The sequence below is a fragment of the Ensifer sp. Root142 genome (assembly GCF_001426785.1).
Taxonomy (GTDB): Bacteria; Pseudomonadota; Alphaproteobacteria; order Rhizobiales; family Rhizobiaceae; genus Ensifer; species Ensifer canadensis.
This window is the reverse complement of the sequence record NZ_LMFK01000012.1, coordinates 123,418-139,737: the sequence shown is the minus strand read 5'-3', so window position 1 is coordinate 139,737 and position 16,320 is coordinate 123,418. Positions and strand designations below refer to the sequence as shown.

9 protein-coding genes are annotated in these 16,320 nt (G+C 63.3%); 1 reads left to right on the top strand and 8 read right to left on the bottom strand.

Annotated elements, in window-relative coordinates:
- Window positions 1-92: 92 nt before the first annotated feature.
- From murJ to mutS, 3 genes are all read right to left on the bottom strand, one after another.
- A complete protein-coding gene (gene murJ / locus ASD52_RS13200; protein WP_057204294.1) occupies window positions 93-1,697 on the bottom strand; it encodes a murein biosynthesis integral membrane protein MurJ in 1,605 nt (534 codons plus the stop codon).
- Complete coding sequence (locus ASD52_RS13195; RefSeq protein ID WP_082571819.1) at window positions 1,694-4,537, bottom strand: [protein-PII] uridylyltransferase; 2,844 nt, start codon at window positions 4,535-4,537, stop codon at window positions 1,694-1,696. The genes murJ and ASD52_RS13195 overlap by 4 nt, the downstream gene beginning before the upstream one ends.
- A 203-nt stretch (window positions 4,538-4,740) precedes the next feature.
- A complete protein-coding gene (gene mutS, locus ASD52_RS13190) occupies window positions 4,741-7,485 on the bottom strand; it encodes a DNA mismatch repair protein MutS (protein WP_025425698.1) in 2,745 nt (914 codons plus the stop codon).
- A 103-nt stretch (window positions 7,486-7,588) separates the two neighbouring features.
- Between mutS and ASD52_RS13185 the strand changes: the two genes are divergently transcribed.
- Entirely contained in the window at window positions 7,589-9,874 is a 2,286-nt protein-coding gene (locus tag ASD52_RS13185; protein ID WP_025425697.1) for an NADP-dependent malic enzyme, read from the top strand.
- A gap of 348 nt (window positions 9,875-10,222) precedes the next feature.
- Here the strand turns inward: ASD52_RS13185 and ASD52_RS13175 are convergent, their stop codons facing one another.
- The 5 genes from ASD52_RS13175 to ASD52_RS13155 form a co-directional block, all read right to left on the bottom strand.
- Window positions 10,223-11,113, bottom strand: coding sequence for a GNAT family N-acetyltransferase (locus ASD52_RS13175; RefSeq protein ID WP_025425695.1), 891 nt, complete (start codon window positions 11,111-11,113; stop codon window positions 10,223-10,225).
- A 121-nt stretch (window positions 11,114-11,234) separates the two neighbouring features.
- A complete protein-coding gene (locus ASD52_RS13170; protein WP_025425694.1) occupies window positions 11,235-13,502 on the bottom strand; it encodes an ATP-binding protein in 2,268 nt (755 codons plus the stop codon).
- 55 nt (window positions 13,503-13,557) lie between these two features.
- On the bottom strand, window positions 13,558-14,049 hold the full coding sequence (lspA, locus tag ASD52_RS13165) for a signal peptidase II (protein ID WP_025425693.1): 492 nt from the start codon (window positions 14,047-14,049) through the stop codon (window positions 13,558-13,560).
- Window positions 14,046-14,906, bottom strand: coding sequence for an RNA methyltransferase (locus tag ASD52_RS13160; RefSeq protein WP_025425692.1), 861 nt, complete (start codon window positions 14,904-14,906; stop codon window positions 14,046-14,048). Before ASD52_RS13160 ends, lspA begins: the two co-directional genes overlap by 4 nt.
- Window positions 14,906-16,057, bottom strand: coding sequence for a class I SAM-dependent rRNA methyltransferase (locus ASD52_RS13155; RefSeq protein WP_025425691.1), 1,152 nt, complete (start codon window positions 16,055-16,057; stop codon window positions 14,906-14,908). Before ASD52_RS13155 ends, ASD52_RS13160 begins: the two co-directional genes overlap by 1 nt.
- Between the last annotated feature and the right edge of the window lie 263 nt (window positions 16,058-16,320).

Genomic DNA, 16,320 nt, shown 5'->3' with positions numbered 1-16,320 from the left:
TTATGCACGTCGGGCGGGGCGCGATCAAGTGGTGCGAATCCGAGTGGGCGACGCCGATTAAAATAGGCATCGCCGCTTCATCACCGGATGGTTCAGGCGTCTGCGTCCGGCGCTGGAGCAGGGTCTGCCTTGGCCTTCGCCTTGCGCTTGATGTTGCGGCGGATCATGCCGAGATTAGCGCCGCCGATACCGAAGGCGATCGCGAAATAGATCGCCATGGCGACGGCCACCAGACCGCAGAGCGTGGTTGCGCGCACGATCAACGGCGCTGCCGACGACACTTCGTAGGCCAACCACTGAAGAGCATAATGCAAGGCGAGCGCCATGCCGGCCGCGGCAATGACGAGACGGGGAATGCGGGTCAGAAGCGGAATGTCGCGTCCCCAATGGCCACGCCAGACGAGCATGCCGAACAGCAGCACGGCATTCACCCAGCCGGCAACGATTTCCGCCGTCGCGATGCCGCTTGCGCCCAGCCGCGGAAACAGCGTCAGCGCCAGCGACACGTTCACCGCAACCGAAATGCCGGCAAAGACCATCGGCGTGCGCGTGTCCTCGCGGGCAAAGAAGCCGGGGATGAACGCCTTGATCAGCACGAAAGCCGGCAGGCCGAGGCCGTAGATCGCCAGGATATGGCCGACGACCACCGTCGACGACGCGGAGAATTCACCACGTTCGAACAGCAGCCGGACAATCGGCTCCGACATGACAAGCAAGGCCGCCGCCGCCGGCAACGTCAGAAACAGGGTGAATTCCACCGAGCGGTTCTGCAGGTTCGCGGCCTCGTTGACGTTGCCGGAGCGCAGCGCGCGCGCCAGTTCCGGCAAAAGCACGGTTGCGACCGCAATGCCGACGACGCCGAGCGGCAGCTGGTAGATACGGTCGGCATAGACGAGCGACGACACAGCACCTTCCTGCGCCGAGGCGATGTTGGTGTTGATCAGGAGGTTGATCTGGGTGATGCCGCCGGTGATCGCGGCCGGCAACGCCAGCACCAGCAGCCGCCTGACATTGGCCGTCAGCCGCGGGCGGCGAAAGCCGATCTTGATGCCGGCGTCGCGCACCGCGACCCAGACGATCGCCAATTGCACGAGACCGGCCGCCATCACGCCCCAGGAGAGGCCGTAGCCGACCGCAATCGGATCCTGGCCGATGTACCAGGCATAGCCGAGGATGCCGATGAGGATGATATTGAGGAACACCGGAGCGATCGCCGCGGCGAAATAGCGGTGCAGCGAATTGAGCATTCCCGCCATCATCGCGGCAAGCGACATGCAGGCGAGATAGGGAAACATGATCGTCGCGAAGACGATGGTATTGCCGAGCTTCGCCGGATCATTGGCGAAACCGGGCGCGATCAGGTTGCTGACGATGAACGGCATCGTCAGTTCCATCACCACCGTCAGGAACAACAGCACGGTGAAGAGAACGCCGAAGACTTCTTCGGAGAACCGCCGCGCCCCTTCCATGCCGTTCGCCTCGATCTCCCTGGCAAAAAGCGGCACGAAGGCGGAATTGAATGCGCCCTCGGCAAAGAGCCGGCGAAAGGTGTTGGGCAGGCGGAAGGCGGTGTTGAAGGCATCGGCGACCGGGCCGGTGCCGAGGGCCGCCGCCATGAAGGTTTCGCGGATGAAGCCGAACAGACGGCTGCCGAGCGTGGCGCCGCCGACGGTTGCAAATTTCTTGACCAGACTCATGTTTCGGCTTTTGTCGTTCTTTGAGCGGAGGACGTGCCTACGGCAGGCGCGATGATGCCGGATGGCATCCGGTCTCGAACCTCGTCGGCCTCGTCGGCCATGACGGCCTTGAGGCGGGCGGCGATGTTCATCTGGCGGTTTTCACTGGTGACCTTCTGGCCGACGAGATCGGTGATGTAGAAGGTGTCGATGACCTTCTCGCCGAAGGTGGTGATGTGCGCCGAGGCAATGTCGAGCGAAAGGTCCGACAGGACGGCGGTGATCTCCGACAGCAGGCCGGGACGGTCGAGACACTCGACCTCGATGACCGTGAACTTGTTCGACAGCGTATTGCTGATCGTCACCTCAGGCGTAACAGTGAAGGCCTTGTTGCGCTTCTTGACCTTGGTGCGGCTGGCGATCACCTCCGGCAGCCGCTTGCGACCGGACAGCGCGTCCTCGATCAACCTGCCGATGCTGGCCGCCCGGCGCGTCTCGTCGCCGTCGACGGAAAACTCGCGGTTGACCAGGATCGTATCAAGCGCCCGGCCGTCCGAAGTGGTGAAGATCTGCGCGTCGACGATGTTGGCGCCCGCCGCAGCACAGGCGCCGGCGATGACCGTCAAGAGCCGCGGATGGTCGGGCGACAGCACGGTGATTTCGGTGATCGCATGGAACTGGTGCGTGCGCACCATGGTCGACAGCGCCTTGCCGGCGGCATCCGCCTCGCGGATGAAGCGGGCGTGACGCACCTGATCCTCGAGCGCCACGGTCAGCAGATAGGGTTGATAATGCAGCCGCACATAGGCTTCGCGCTCGCTTGCCGGCCAGTCGGTCAGCGCGTCGCTCAGCATCGTTGCCGCATGGGCAGCGCGCTCCTTGCGCGACAGCTCGGAGAAGCCGCCCGAAAGCAGGAGTTCGGTTTCATAATAGAGTGTACGGAGCAGCTGCCCCTTCCAGCCGTTCCAGACGCCCGGGCCGACGGCGCGGATGTCGCAGACGGTGAGGATCAAGAGCATCTTCAACCGGTCGAGCGACTGCACCCGCTCGGCAAAGTCGACGATGGTCTTGCGATCGTTGAGGTCGCGGGTCTGGGCGACCATCGACATTGTCAGGTGCTCGTCGATCAGCCAGGCGACAAGCTCGGTTTGCTTCGGCGTCAGGCCAAAGCGCGGGCAGAGCCGGCGCGCCACCTTGGCACCGGCGACCGAATGATCCTCCGGCCGACCCTTGGCGATATCGTGCAGAAGCACGGCGACGTAGAGCACCTCGCGGTCCTCGATCCCCGGCATCAGTTTGGCGACCAGCGGGTGGGCTTCCTCCTCGATGCCGCGCTCGACGCGCGAGAGAACGTCGACCGCGCGCAGCAGATGCTCGTCCACCGTATAGTGGTGGTACATGTTGAACTGCATCATCGAGACGATCTTGCCGAAATCCGGAATGAACCGCCCGAGCACGCCCGCTTCGTTCATGCGGCGAAGGATCAGCTCCGGCTTGCGGCGCGAGGTCAGGATCGACAGGAACAGCCGGTTCGCCTCCTCGTTCTCGCGCAGCTGCGGCTTGATCAAGCCGAGCGAGCGCGTCACCTGCCGAAGCGCTGCCGGGTGGAACTCGAGATTGTTGATGTCGGCGATGTGGAAGAAGCGCAAAAGGTTGACCGGATCGCGCTTGAACACATCGGGGCTCGAAAGTGCTATGCGCCCGCCGTCATCGACGAAGTCGAGCGTGCCGGCAATCTTGCGGCTGCGATGGGTGAAGCGGCCGATGATGCCGGAAAGGCCGGGCGCGTCCTTGGCCTGCTGGTCTTCGAGTGCGGCGCAGAAGATGCGGGTGAGATCGCCGACATCCTTGGCCACCAGGAAGTAGTGCTTCATGAAGCGCTCGACCGCCGAAAGGCCGGGGTGGTCGTGATAGCCGAGCGCCTCGGCGATCTCGCGCTGAATGTCGAAGGACAGCCGTTCCTCGGCCTTGCCGGTCAAGAAATGCATGTGGCAACGCACCGCCCAGAGGAAATCCTCCGCCTTCTGGAACAGCTTGTATTCCGTGCGGGAGAGGACGCCGAGCTTGATCAGATCGGCCGAATCCTTGACCCGGTAAAAATACTTGGCGATCCAGAACAGTGTGTGCAGGTCTCGAAGCCCGCCCTTGCCTTCCTTGACGTTGGGCTCGACGAGATAGCGCGTGTCGCCGGCCTTGCGGTGGCGCTCGTCGCGTTCGGCAAGCTTGGCGGCGATGAAGTCCGGCCCGGTGTTGCGCACGATCTCATGGTCGAAGCGCGTTTCGAGTTCAGCCGCCAGCGTTTCGGAACCACAGATATAGCGGGTCTCGAGGATTGCCGTGCGGATCGTCATGTCGGCACGCGAGAGCCGGATGCAGTCCTCGATCGTGCGGGTGGCGTGGCCGACCTTGAAGCCCAGATCCCACAGGATGTAGAGCATGAATTCGATGGCGGGCTCGGCCCAGACGGCCTTCTTCACCGGCAGCAGGAAGAGCAGGTCGATGTCCGAGCCGGGTGCCAGCGTGCCGCGGCCGTAACCGCCAACGGCAGCGACAGCGATGCGGCTTGCCGGGGCTGCATTGGCGGCATCGAAAATCTCGTTGAGCACGAAATCATGCAGCACCGTGATCAGCTGGTCCTGAAGCCAGGAGATACGCTCGGCGCAAAGGATACCGCCGCCATCGCCAGCAAACAGTTCGCGCGCCTTGGCGCGGCCTGCAACATTTGCCTGTTTGAAGGCCGCAAGCAGTGCCTGACGCATCGGTTCGCGCTGCTCGGCGTGGGCCGAGGCGATGAAGTCGCATTTCGCCCGAAGCGCCGCGACGTCGAGAATTTCGGGAAAGGAAGTTTCGTGTCTGCCCATGAAGTGCCGAGGGGCGTCCTGTCCGACTGGTTGCGTGGTCCGCTGCATGAAGAGCATTCCTGCATGCTCCCATCCGATCAAGGCCGAACCGGGACGTTGCAGCATTTCAAAATTAATACAGGCTCATCGCCACGCCCTCGAAAGGCGCGCGGCGCTGTATAGCCTTTTTCACCGACGCATGCACAGGAAAAACGGTATGCCCGTCACCGGGCGCTCAGTTCCTTTTTCAGGGCGTAGAGTGCGTCCAGCGCCTCGCGCGGCGTCATATCGTCGGGGTTGAGTGCCTTCAGCGCCTCGTCAACCCTGGAGTTTCCAGCGGGCTTGGCTTCCTCGCGCCGGATCGCCACCTGGAACAACGGCAGATCGTCGATCAGCTGGCTTGCGGGGTTCTTGCGATCGGCGTCTTCGAGCTTGGCAAGCACGTCCTTGGCCCGAGCCACGACCGAAGCCGGCAGACCGGCAAGACGGGCGACCTGAATACCGTAGGAACGGTCGGCGGCACCCGGCCCGACCTCGTGCAGGAAGATCACGTCGCCGTGCCACTCTTTGACGCGCATGGTCGCATTCGAAAGCCGGCCGAGCTTTTCCGAAAGCACGGTCAGCTCGTGGAAGTGGGTCGCGAACAATCCGCGGCAGCGGTTCGCCTCATGCAGATGCTCGACGGCTGCCCAGGCAATCGACAGACCGTCGAAGGTCGCAGTGCCTCGGCCGATCTCGTCGAGGATCACCAGCGAGCGATCGGTCGCCTGATTGAGGATTGCCGCCGTCTCGACCATCTCGACCATGAAGGTCGAGCGTCCGCGGGCAAGATCGTCGGAGGCGCCGACGCGCGAGAACAGGCGGTCGACAATGCCGATATGGGCGCTTGCGGCGGGAACGAAGGTGCCCATCTGCGCCATGATCGCAATCAGCGCGTTCTGCCTGAGGAAGGTCGACTTACCGCCCATGTTCGGACCGGTCAGAAGCCAGATCGCCCCGCCCTCTTCGCCTGTTGGCGGCGACAGATCGCAGCCATTGGCAACGAAGGCGTTGGACGCCTGACGCTTCAAGGCTTGCTCGACGACGGGATGGCGGCCGCCTTCGATGGCGAACATGCGCGTGTGGTCGACGATGGGGCGAGCATAGTTCTGCTCTTCGGCAAGCGTCGCGAGGCCAGCCGAAACGTCGACGGTCGCAAGCGCCAGCGCCGCAGCCTTGATGATTTCGGCCGCCGCCACGACGTCTGATGTCATCGCCTCGAACGCGGCAAGCTCGATCGACAGCGCCCGGTCGGCCGCATTGGCGATCTTGCTCTCAAGCTCGGCAAGCGCTGTCGTGGTGAAGCGCATCGCGTTCGCCATGGTCTGGCGATGGATGAAGCGGGCGCGGCCCTCGTCGGTGTCGGTCATCGAGCCGGCATTGCCCGCCGTCACCTCGATGAAATAGCCGAGCACGTTGTTGTGCTTGATCTTCAGCGACTTGATGCCGGTCTCTTCGGAATATTGCAGCTGCAGCCCGGCGATAACCCGGCGTGACTGGTCGCGCAGCCCCCGCACCTCGTCGAGATCGGCACTTGCCCCTTCCCGCAGGAAGCCGCCGTCGCGCTTCAGAAGCGGCAATTCGTCGGCAAGCATCGTATCGAGGTGGTCGAGGACGGCCGATGGCAGGGCATCGATCGCCGCCCGTGCCTCGACAAGCTCCTCAGACAGATTGCCGGAAGCCATCAGCCGGGAGATCGTTGCCGCTGCCTTGAGGCCCGCCTGGATGGCGCCGAGGTCGCGCGGGCCGCCGCGGCCAAGCGCCAGCCGCGACAACGCACGCGGCATGTCGGGGGCGCGACGAAGAGAATCGCGCAGATCGCCGGCAAAGGAGGGTTGGCTGGCCAGAATCTCGATCGAATCCAGCCGCTGGTTGATGCGATCGGGATCGGTCAGCGGTGACATCAGCCGTTCGGCCAGGAGCCGCGCTCCGCCGCTCGTCACGGTTCGGTCGAGCGCTTTCAAAAGCGTGCCTTCGCGGGCGCCCGACAGGGTTTTGACGAGCTCGAGGTTGGCCCGCGTCGCCGGATCGATGAACAATGTCGAGGCAGCGCTCTCACGCTCGGGTGTGCCGAGAGCCGGACGTTCGGCAAGCTGGGTCTTTTCGACATAGGAGATGGCAGCGGATGCCGCCGCCAGTTCGGCGCGCGAAAAGCTGCCGAAACCATCGAGCGTCTTGACGCCGAAGTAGCGGGCGATGCGGCCCTCGGCCGTGGCGCTGTCGAACAGCACGCCCGGCTGCGGCACGGCCACCCGGCCGAGCACGTCGAACACGGGACGCAGTTCCGGGTCGTGGAAGACGGTGTCGGCGAGGATCAGTTCGCGCGGCTCGATGCGCAGGATGTCGGCGAGCAACCGGCTCTCACCGGTTTCGGCGAGCCTGAAGATGCCGGTCGAGATATCGATCCAGGCCAGCGCATAGGCCGGCTCCGAACCGCTCTTGATGCGGGCGAGCGCCATCAGATAGTTGGTCTCCGAGGGCGAAAGCAGCTTCTCCTCGGTGATCGTCCCCGGTGTCACCAGCCGGACGACGTCGCGGCGCACGACTGATTTGCTGCCGCGCTTCTTGGCTTCGGCAGGATCCTCGACCTGCTCGCAGACCGCGACGCGAAAGCCGAGACCGATCAGTTTCTGCAGATAATCGTCGGCCGCATGCACCGGCACGCCGCACATCGGGATTTCCTGTCCCATATGCTGGCCGCGTTTCGTCAGCGTGATGCCGAGCGCCCGCGAGGCTTCGACTGCGTCCTGGAAGAACAGCTCGTAGAAGTCGCCCATGCGGTAGAAAAGCAGCGAATCCGGGTTGTTCGCCTTGATCTCGATGAACTGCTCCATCATCGGCGTCGCCGTGGAGCGGCTCTCCTCGGTCGCCAGTTCGGCTGCAGAAAACACCTCGCCGGAGCGGCTCGATTGGTCTGTCACGAAATTCATGATTGTCCCGAAAAAAGAGATGGCACACTATCCGCAAGCAATTATAGACGACAACCATAAAGAGACGCCCCGACAGGGTCGCCCACAGGAGGATAGAGGAAACATGCCGGCCACCGACAAGACCGATCGCACTATGACGAGCGTCACCGCGCAGGAAGCGCTCGATTTTCACTCGCAGGGTCGTCCCGGAAAGCTGGAGATTTCCCCCACCAAGGCCATGGCCACGCAACGCGACCTGTCGCTCGCTTATTCACCGGGCGTTGCAGTGCCGGTCCTGGCGATCGCCGAGGATCCCGCCACCGCCTACGATTACACGACACGCGGCAACATGGTCGCGGTCATCTCCAACGGCACGGCCATCCTCGGCCTCGGCAATCTCGGAGCGCTCGCCTCCAAGCCGGTCATGGAAGGCAAGGCGGTGCTGTTTAAGCGCTTCGCCGACGTCGATTCGATCGACCTTGAGGTCGACACCGAGAACGTCGACGAGTTCATCAACTGCGTGCGCTTCCTCGGCCCCTCCTTCGGCGGCATCAACCTCGAGGACATTAAGGCGCCGGACTGTTTCATCATCGAGCAGAAGCTGCGCGAGGTCATGGACATTCCAGTGTTCCATGACGACCAGCACGGCACAGCGATCATCGCAGCCGCCGGCCTCATCAACGCGCTGACGTTGACCGGACGCGACTTCAAGACCACCAAGCTCGTCTGCAACGGCGCCGGCGCCGCGGCCATCGCCTGCATCGAGCTCATCAAGGCGATGGGCTTCAACCCGGAAAACGTCACCCTCTGCGACACCAAGGGCGTGATCTTCCAGGGCCGCACCGAAGGCATGAACCAGTGGAAGTCGGCGCATGCGGTCAAGACCGACCGCCGCACGCTTGCCGAAGCGCTCGAGGGTGCTGACGTGGTCTTCGGCCTTTCGGCCAAGGGCGCGCTGTCGGAGGACATGGTCCGCTCGATGGCGCCGCGGCCGATCATCTTCGCCATGGCCAACCCGGATCCGGAAATCACCCCGGAAGAGGTCGCCCGCATCCGCGACGACGCGATCGTCGCGACCGGCCGTTCGGACTACCCAAACCAGGTCAACAACGTACTCGGCTTCCCCTATATCTTCCGCGGCGCGCTCGACGTGCGCGCCTCGACGATCAACGACGCGATGAAGATCGCCGCGGCGGAAGCGCTCGCAAGCCTCGCCAAGGAAGACGTGCCGGACGATGTCGCGGCCGCCTACCAGGGCAACCGCCCGCGCTTCGGCGCGCAGTACATCATCCCGGTTCCCTTCGACCCGAGGCTGATCTCGGCGATCCCGATGGCCGTTGCCAAGGCGGCGATGGAAACCGGCGTCGCACGCAAGCCGATCGTCGATCTCGAAGCCTATGGCCGCCAGCTTTCCGCCCGCCGCGACCCGATTGCCTCGACGCTGCAACGGATCTACGAGCGCGTCCGGCGCCAGCCGAAGCGCATCGTCTTTGCCGAAGGTGAAGAAGTGCAGGTCATGCGCTCGGCGATCGCCTATGCCAACCAGCAGCTCGGCACCGCGATCCTGCTCGGCCGCGAGGACCGCATGCGCGAGACCGCGGAGCGCGAGGGCATCGATCTCGACCGCCCCGGCATCCAAATCGTCAATGCCCGGGTTTCCAAGCGGGTCGGAGCCTATACCGACTACCTCTACGCGCGCCTGCAGCGCAAGGGCTCCCTGTTCCGCGATGCCCAGCGCCTGATCAACAACGACCGCAACCACTTCGCCGCGTGCATGGTCGCGCTCGGGGATGCCGACGGCATGGTCACGGGCATAACCCGCAACTATTCGACGGCGCTTGACGATGTGCGCCGCTGCATCGACCCGAAGCCGGGCCACCGGGTCATCGGCGTGTCGATCGCCCTCTGCCGCGGCCGCACCGTTCTGGTCGCCGACACGGCCGTACACGACATGCCGTCGTCGGAAGAACTCGCCGATATCGCCGAGGAAGCAGCCGGCCTCGCCAAGCGCCTCGGCTACGTGCCGCGGGTGGCGATGCTGGCCTATTCGACCTTCGGCCATCCCTCGGGCGAACGCTCGGAGCGGGTGCGCGAGGCGGTCAACATTCTCGACAAGCGCCGTGTCGACTTCGAATATGACGGCGAGATGGCCGCCGACGTGGCGCTCAATTCGCGGGTGATGGAGCAGTATCCCTTCTGCCGCCTTTCAGGCCCTGCCAACGTGCTCGTCATGCCGGCGTTCCACTCCGCCTCGATCTCGACGAAGATGCTGCAGGAACTCGGCGGCTCGACCGTCATCGGTCCCCTGCTCGTCGGTTTCGACAAATCGGTGCAGATCGTTTCGATGTCGGCGAAGGATTCCGACATCGTCAACATGGCGGCAATCGCTGCCTACAACGCCGGAATGTAGACTCGGTAATTGATGTCCGATTTCGGGACACACCCTGCTCCAGCGATGAACAGGGTGTGTCGAGCCGATGCAGAAACAGCATGGATCTGCATACAAAAGAAGAGCTCGACACCCTTGGGAAAGGGGTCGAGCTCAATACATGATGGAAGACTTACTTCCAGTGCGATGAAAATAATATGGAGACAGAGCGCAATATACGCCAATCTCATATGAAGCTGGCGGTTCTCTCCGTTATTTATTCTATAATTTCGTCATGAAACCAAATTACTTCTTGACAAGACTAGTCCATCTTTCGACATCGAAAGTCAAACCCATCCTTAATATCTGGTTAATTGCGTCAAGCGCCTGTCAGGATACAGACGTGGCAAACCGCCCGGCATCCGCACCGTAGTAATTGAGATAGCGGCCGGAGATGTTGCTGATCGGCAGAACGATCAGCACGTCGGTGGTGCGGAACGCATGGTCGACCACCGCGCCGTCGCCGACCATGGCCCCAAGGCGCATGTAGCCCTTGATCAGCGGCGGCAAGGCGGCCAGAGCCTTCTTCGGATTGATGGCCTCTACCGGCATCATGTCCATGGTCCGGTGCAGTTCGGGGCGGGCGCCGACGGCCCATTCGTCGCGAGCAAGGATATTGTGGTGAAGGAAGGAAAGCGCCAGCGCATGTTCGGCGGGGACGACGCCTGGAAACGATCCGCAGCCGAACATGGCATCGACACCGTATCTCAGAGCATAGGCCCAGTTACCCTGCCAGAGCAGTTCCACGGTGCGCTTCGTGCGGTAATCCGGCAGCACGCAGGAGCGTCCGAGCTCCATGAAGCGCTTGCTGGAGTGGCGGGAGAGAAGTGCTCCGACATCGAATTCCGAAGCGGAATAGAAGCCGCCGGCGCGCTCGGCCACGTCCTGGCGCAGCAGGCGGTAGGTGCCGACGATCTGGTCTTCCGGATCACCCTCGATCGCCGTGTCGAGCACAAGCAGATGATCACAGATCGCGTCCCAGCTGTCGACGTCGCGCTTGCGACGGTCGGCGTCCGGCCCGACCTGCGCCTTCATTTCCTCGACAAAAACCTTGTAGCGCACCGCCTGCGCCGCATCGATCTCCGATGCGCTGCGTGCAAGCCGGGTCTCAAGATTAGCTATTCGGCCGAGAACGTCGGTCGCCGGGGCGGTCATTGTCTTGCCGACGCAAGCTTGAGAAGTGTCTACCACGCTCGTCGAATCCAGAAGGTCGATCGTCATCCGCGTCATCCCGAATCATTCGTATCTGCCGGGCTTAGACCACGTTTCTGCAACAACATAGTGACATGAAAACGGAGCACAACCCCCCGCTCGGGCGTTGATACCGTTACGACTTGAGCGCTTACCGTATCTCGAGAAGGCGGCTTATTTCAGCCATCAACCACTGCGGATCCGCCGGCTTGGGCAGTACGACGTCGGCGCCGGCCGCGACAAGTCTGTCCCTGATCTCCAGCCGTGCATCGGACGTCAGCACGATCACCGGAAGGCGCCGGCCCGGCCGCATCGCTTCGTTCTCCCGCAGGCGTTTCAGCATCGAAAATCCGTCGCCGCCCGGCATGTTGAGATCGGTGACGACCAGTTCCGGCATCGCCTGGACCTGATCGCCGGTCCCGGAGAGGATCTGATCGACGGCGCCAAAATCCGTCACCAGCCGGACCGTCTGTCCGGCGCGCTCCAGCACCGTGCGCACGATCAGCGCATTGACCGGATCGTCCTCCGCCAAAAGGATGCAGCGCGGGCTCTGCCTGGCGGGCGCAATTGTCGGTTCCTCGCGAAGGATCGGCCGGTTGTCGTTGATGGCATCGCGCTTCTCGATACCCTTCAACCGTCCGAGCAGGACTTCGACCAGCGACTTCTCGCGCAACGGGCGGATCAGCCAAGCCTCGTAACCGTCCATCTGATCGACAGGGTGATTGTTGCGCTCCTCCGGGTTGATCAGGTAGGTCCGGCGCACGTCGAGGCGCGCGACGGCCGGCTGCAAGGCGAGAATCTGCTTGAACTGACCGGCGTGGCGGTGATCGACGATGATATCGGTCAATGGCGCGCCGCCGGAAAGAACATCCGAGATGACGTTCTGGGCGGCGGCCAGCGTCGTTGCCCGATGGCAACGCCCGCCGAGCGTGGCGATGGTGGCAGAGAGTGCCGCGGATGCTGGCCCATCCGGCGCCATCACCAGGACATGCGATTGGGCGAGCCTCTGGCGCCGCTCCGGCGCTACCCGCTCGACTTCGGCGAGTGGCAGGCGGATCTCGAAGCGGCTGCCGCGGCCGGACGCGCTCGACGCTGTCAGGCTGCCGCCGCAGGCCTGCATGATCCGGCGCGAGATCGCCAGTCCGAGCCCCGTACCCTTGGCGCGCTGCTCGTGATTGCCGGCCTGTTCGAACTCTTCAAAGATGCGTTTCAGTTCGTCGCCCGACATGCCGGGACCGGTGTCGTCGATGAGGATTTGCACGCAATCCTCGACGATGTCGGCACTGACAAAAACACCGCCGACCTCCGTGAACTTCACAGCATTGCCGATGACATTGAACAGCACCTGGCGCAGGCGGGCTGCATCGAACTCCATCAGCGCCGGCACGTCGGCCGTCACGGTAGCCCCGATCTCGATGCCCTTTTCATGCGCGCGGTTGGAAAGCATCTCGACGACGCTCTCGATCACGCCGCGCGGATCCTGTCGCGAGGGCCGGAACTGGAAACGCCCTGAAGACAGCGACGAGAAATCGATCAGGTCCTCGACGAGCTGTACCAGGGCATGGCCGGACTGCTGCATGCCGGCAAGATAGTTCTTCTGCTCGCTCGACAGCCGGGTCTGGCCGAGCAGATGGCTCATGCCGAGGATGCCGGACAGCGGCGTGCGGATTTCATGGCTGACGGTTGCAAGCAGCCGCGATTTCGCCTGGCTCGCGTCCTCGGCGCGGCGGCGCGCGTCTTCACGTTCACGTGCAGCACGGGCTTCCTCCGTCACATCGCGCGCGATGCTGTGGCGCATCAGCCGACCGTTCGCCGGATCCCGGGCGATGACATCGTGCCAATCGTAGAGGCGCAGCCCTTCGGATGCGGCAATCAGCACGAGGTAGTGATTGGGTTCGATCTTCGGTTCGAAGTTCAGGCCGATGGCGGCACAAGTCAGCCCCCTGGCATCATCGATGCCGCAGGCGCGATGAAAGGCGGCATTGGCATGGACGATCTTGCCATCCATGCCGCGCATGATCGCCAGATCTCCGAGCGCATCGTGGATGGTCGAAAGCAGCGCCGAAGTTTCCTGGCGATCCCAGTCGCCATCGTGCCTTGCCTCCACGCACTGTCTATCGCTGTCGGCGGCCCTGATGCCATCGGCGATCAGGAGCAACACGCCCGCAAGGCCGGCCGCCGCAACCGCCGCGGAAAACAGATAAAGACCGGCGGCGATACCGAGCGCAAGCACGAGGCCAGAGGCGATGACCCCCAAAGATGCCAGCGAAAGACGACGCAGGGAGTAGGCCGATGCCACGGGCTTCGACACCGATCCGATGCCGTCCGCCCTGCCGGCAGCGGACATCGCACCGCTGGTTCGGGCTTGTGCACCGAAACCGGATTCGATCTGCTCTAGCAATCGTGACGGCTCGCTCATGCCATTCAGCTAACACGGCAAGCGTTCCGAATGGCTTCAGCGCATCGATAAAATCTTAGCGGTTTGCCTTTTTCGCCTGCAGCAGCTCGTCGAGAATGATCGCGCCGGCGCCAACGGTGATGAAACTGTCGGCCAGGTTGAAGACCGCGAAAGACCACGTCTGCGTATGGAAGAGGATGTAGTCGATGACGTAGCCGAAGATCAGCCGGTCGACGAGGTTGCCGAGCGCACCGGCAATGATCAAGGCGTAGCCGAAATGCGCGAAGAACCTGTCCTTCGGCGTGCGCCGCCACAGCCACAGAACGAAGGCAACGACGACAAGGCGCATGCCGACGATGAACCAGCCTTCCATGCCCGACAGCATCGAGAAGGCGACGCCGTAATTGTAGGTGCGGTAGAGCGCCAGCATCGGCACGACCGGAACCGCCTCATTGAACGGCAGATAGGATTCGACCAGATATTTGATCAGCTGGTCGGCGGCGAGCGCGAGGGCGATGAAGACCGCGATCGGGAGCGGCCGCGAAAACAATACCTGCTTTTCGCTCATGCGCCGGCATCCAGCGCCAGCAGATGACGTCGCGCCTCAAACAGCATGATGCCGGTGGCGATCGCCAGGTTGAGGGAATCGGCACGCCCCGCCTGCGGAATGCGGGCCAGCGCTCCGGCCTCACGGGCAAGCTCTTCCGGAAGGCCAGCCTGTTCGTTGCCCATCAGCAACACGACCGGTTTCGACTTGTAGTCGATCGTCCGGTAGTCGACCGAACCGGCCAGATGCGTGGCGACGACCTTTACACCGGCCTGCTTCTGCCATTTGACGAAGTCATCGGCGCTGGCGCGCACGACCGGCATGGCGAAGACCGAGCCCATCGTCGCCCGCACCGTCTCGAGCGAGAACGGATCGGTCGTTTCCCCGACGAGAATGATGCCGGAGGCACCGGCCGCATCGGCCGTGCGGATAATCGTGCCGAGATTACCCGGATCGCGAACACGGTCGAGCGCCACATAGGTTTCGCCGAGCTGCGGGCGGATCTCCTTCAGCGCCCGGTAGCGCTGCTCGAAGATGCCGACGACCATCTGCGGATTGTCGCGCCGGGTGATCGTCGAGAGCACCTTTTCGCTGACCTCGAGCACCAGGCCGCCCCGGGCAAAGGTCTTTGCTGCGACCTGTTCCACATGCGGCTTGCCCTTGGCCGCCTTGGCGTAGATCAGCGTCTTGATCTTCCAGCCGAGATCGAGCGCATCGATCACCAGTTTCAAGCCTTCGGCCATGAAGGACCGTGTCTCGTCGCGGTGCTTCTTCTGCGCCAGCAACTTGATGTCCTTGATAATAGGATTGGTGAGGCTGGTGACTTCCTTCACCTGTCCGACGCGGCCTGCGCCGTGTTCGCTTCTGTCATTGCTCATTACGGCACCCAGCGGCTGAAGAGAGAAGTCGAAAGCGCCCGTCCCGGCTCGTGGCCGTCAAGGCCGCCTTCGCGGATGATGAGTTCGCCCGATTCCACCCGGCCGCCGCGGCCGCGCATCGTCTCGCGCATCAGTTCATGGATCGAGTAGAAGCTGGCGCGGATCGAATAGGCGGTCAGCACTAGGCCGCGCGCTTCGGGCGACAGGATTTCGCGGCAGATGTCGAGCATCGCAGCCAGGTGGTCGAAAAGCTGCCAGACCTCGCCGTTCGGACCGCGGCCGAACTTTGGCGGGTCGGTCAGGATGATGTCATAGCGGCTGCCGCGACGTTCCTCGCGCTGAATGAACTTCATCGCGTCGTCGCAGATCCAGCGGATCGGCAGCTTTTCGGCGCGCGCCAGCGCCTGGTTTTCCCGGGCCCAGCCAATCGCCTTCTTCGAGGCGTCGACATGGGTGACCTCGGCACCGGCCTTGGCGGCGATCAGCGAGGCGACCCCGGTATAACCGAACAGGTTGAGGACCTTCAGGGGGCGGCGGGCCGCCTCTACCTGGTCCTTCACCCAGCTCCAGTGGGCGAGCTGCTCGGGAAACACGCCGACATGGCGGAAGGACGTGAAGCGGCCATGGAATTCGGTGCCGAGAAGCTGCATCGGCCAGGTCTCGCCAAGAACGGCGCCGGGAAAGCGCCAGCGGCCCATGCCGTCCTCGTCGGTGTCGCCGGTGAAGATTGCGTCGGCATTCTCCCATACACTGGCGGGCAGGGTACGCGGCCAAAGCGCCTGCGCCTCGGGGCGCACGATGCGATAGGGTCCGTACTGCTCAAGCTTTTCGCCGGCGCCGCTGTCGATCAGATGATAGCCGGAAACACCCGACGTTTCGAGAATGAGCGGCACCTGTTCGCCCGGCTTGTCGCCGGTGCGCCGTGGGATGACGCGCGCCGGTGCCTCGTTTTCGGGCTGTGCCCGCGGAGGCCGCTCGCGCGGCTCTGCAACTTTCGCCGTTGCCTGGATGGTGGCCCGTTCTTTGAAATCGCCCGACTTGGCAAACGGTGGACGCTTCTTTTCATGGCGGCCACCGCCACGCGCCTCGGCACCACGGCCCTTCGCCGTCGTCACGGAGGCATTCTTCGACCGCCGGTCCTTTTCCTTCACGCTGAGATCCCTGGGCTTTGTTTTGTCACGAGGCGCTACCCTCCCGGATATCGGATGTAAACGGGCCTGCACCATGAGGTATGCCGCCGCACCCCGGATTTCGAGGCGAAGCTTTTTCTGTTGGTGCAAATAGCACCGCTCATGCTCTTGGCAAAGCCGTTTCCGATTTGCCAAGATCGGTGCGGAAGCGACACTTGCATAATTCCACCGTCCGGCATCAACTTACGGACAGGATTGTAAAGCGAATTCAAAAGATTACATCA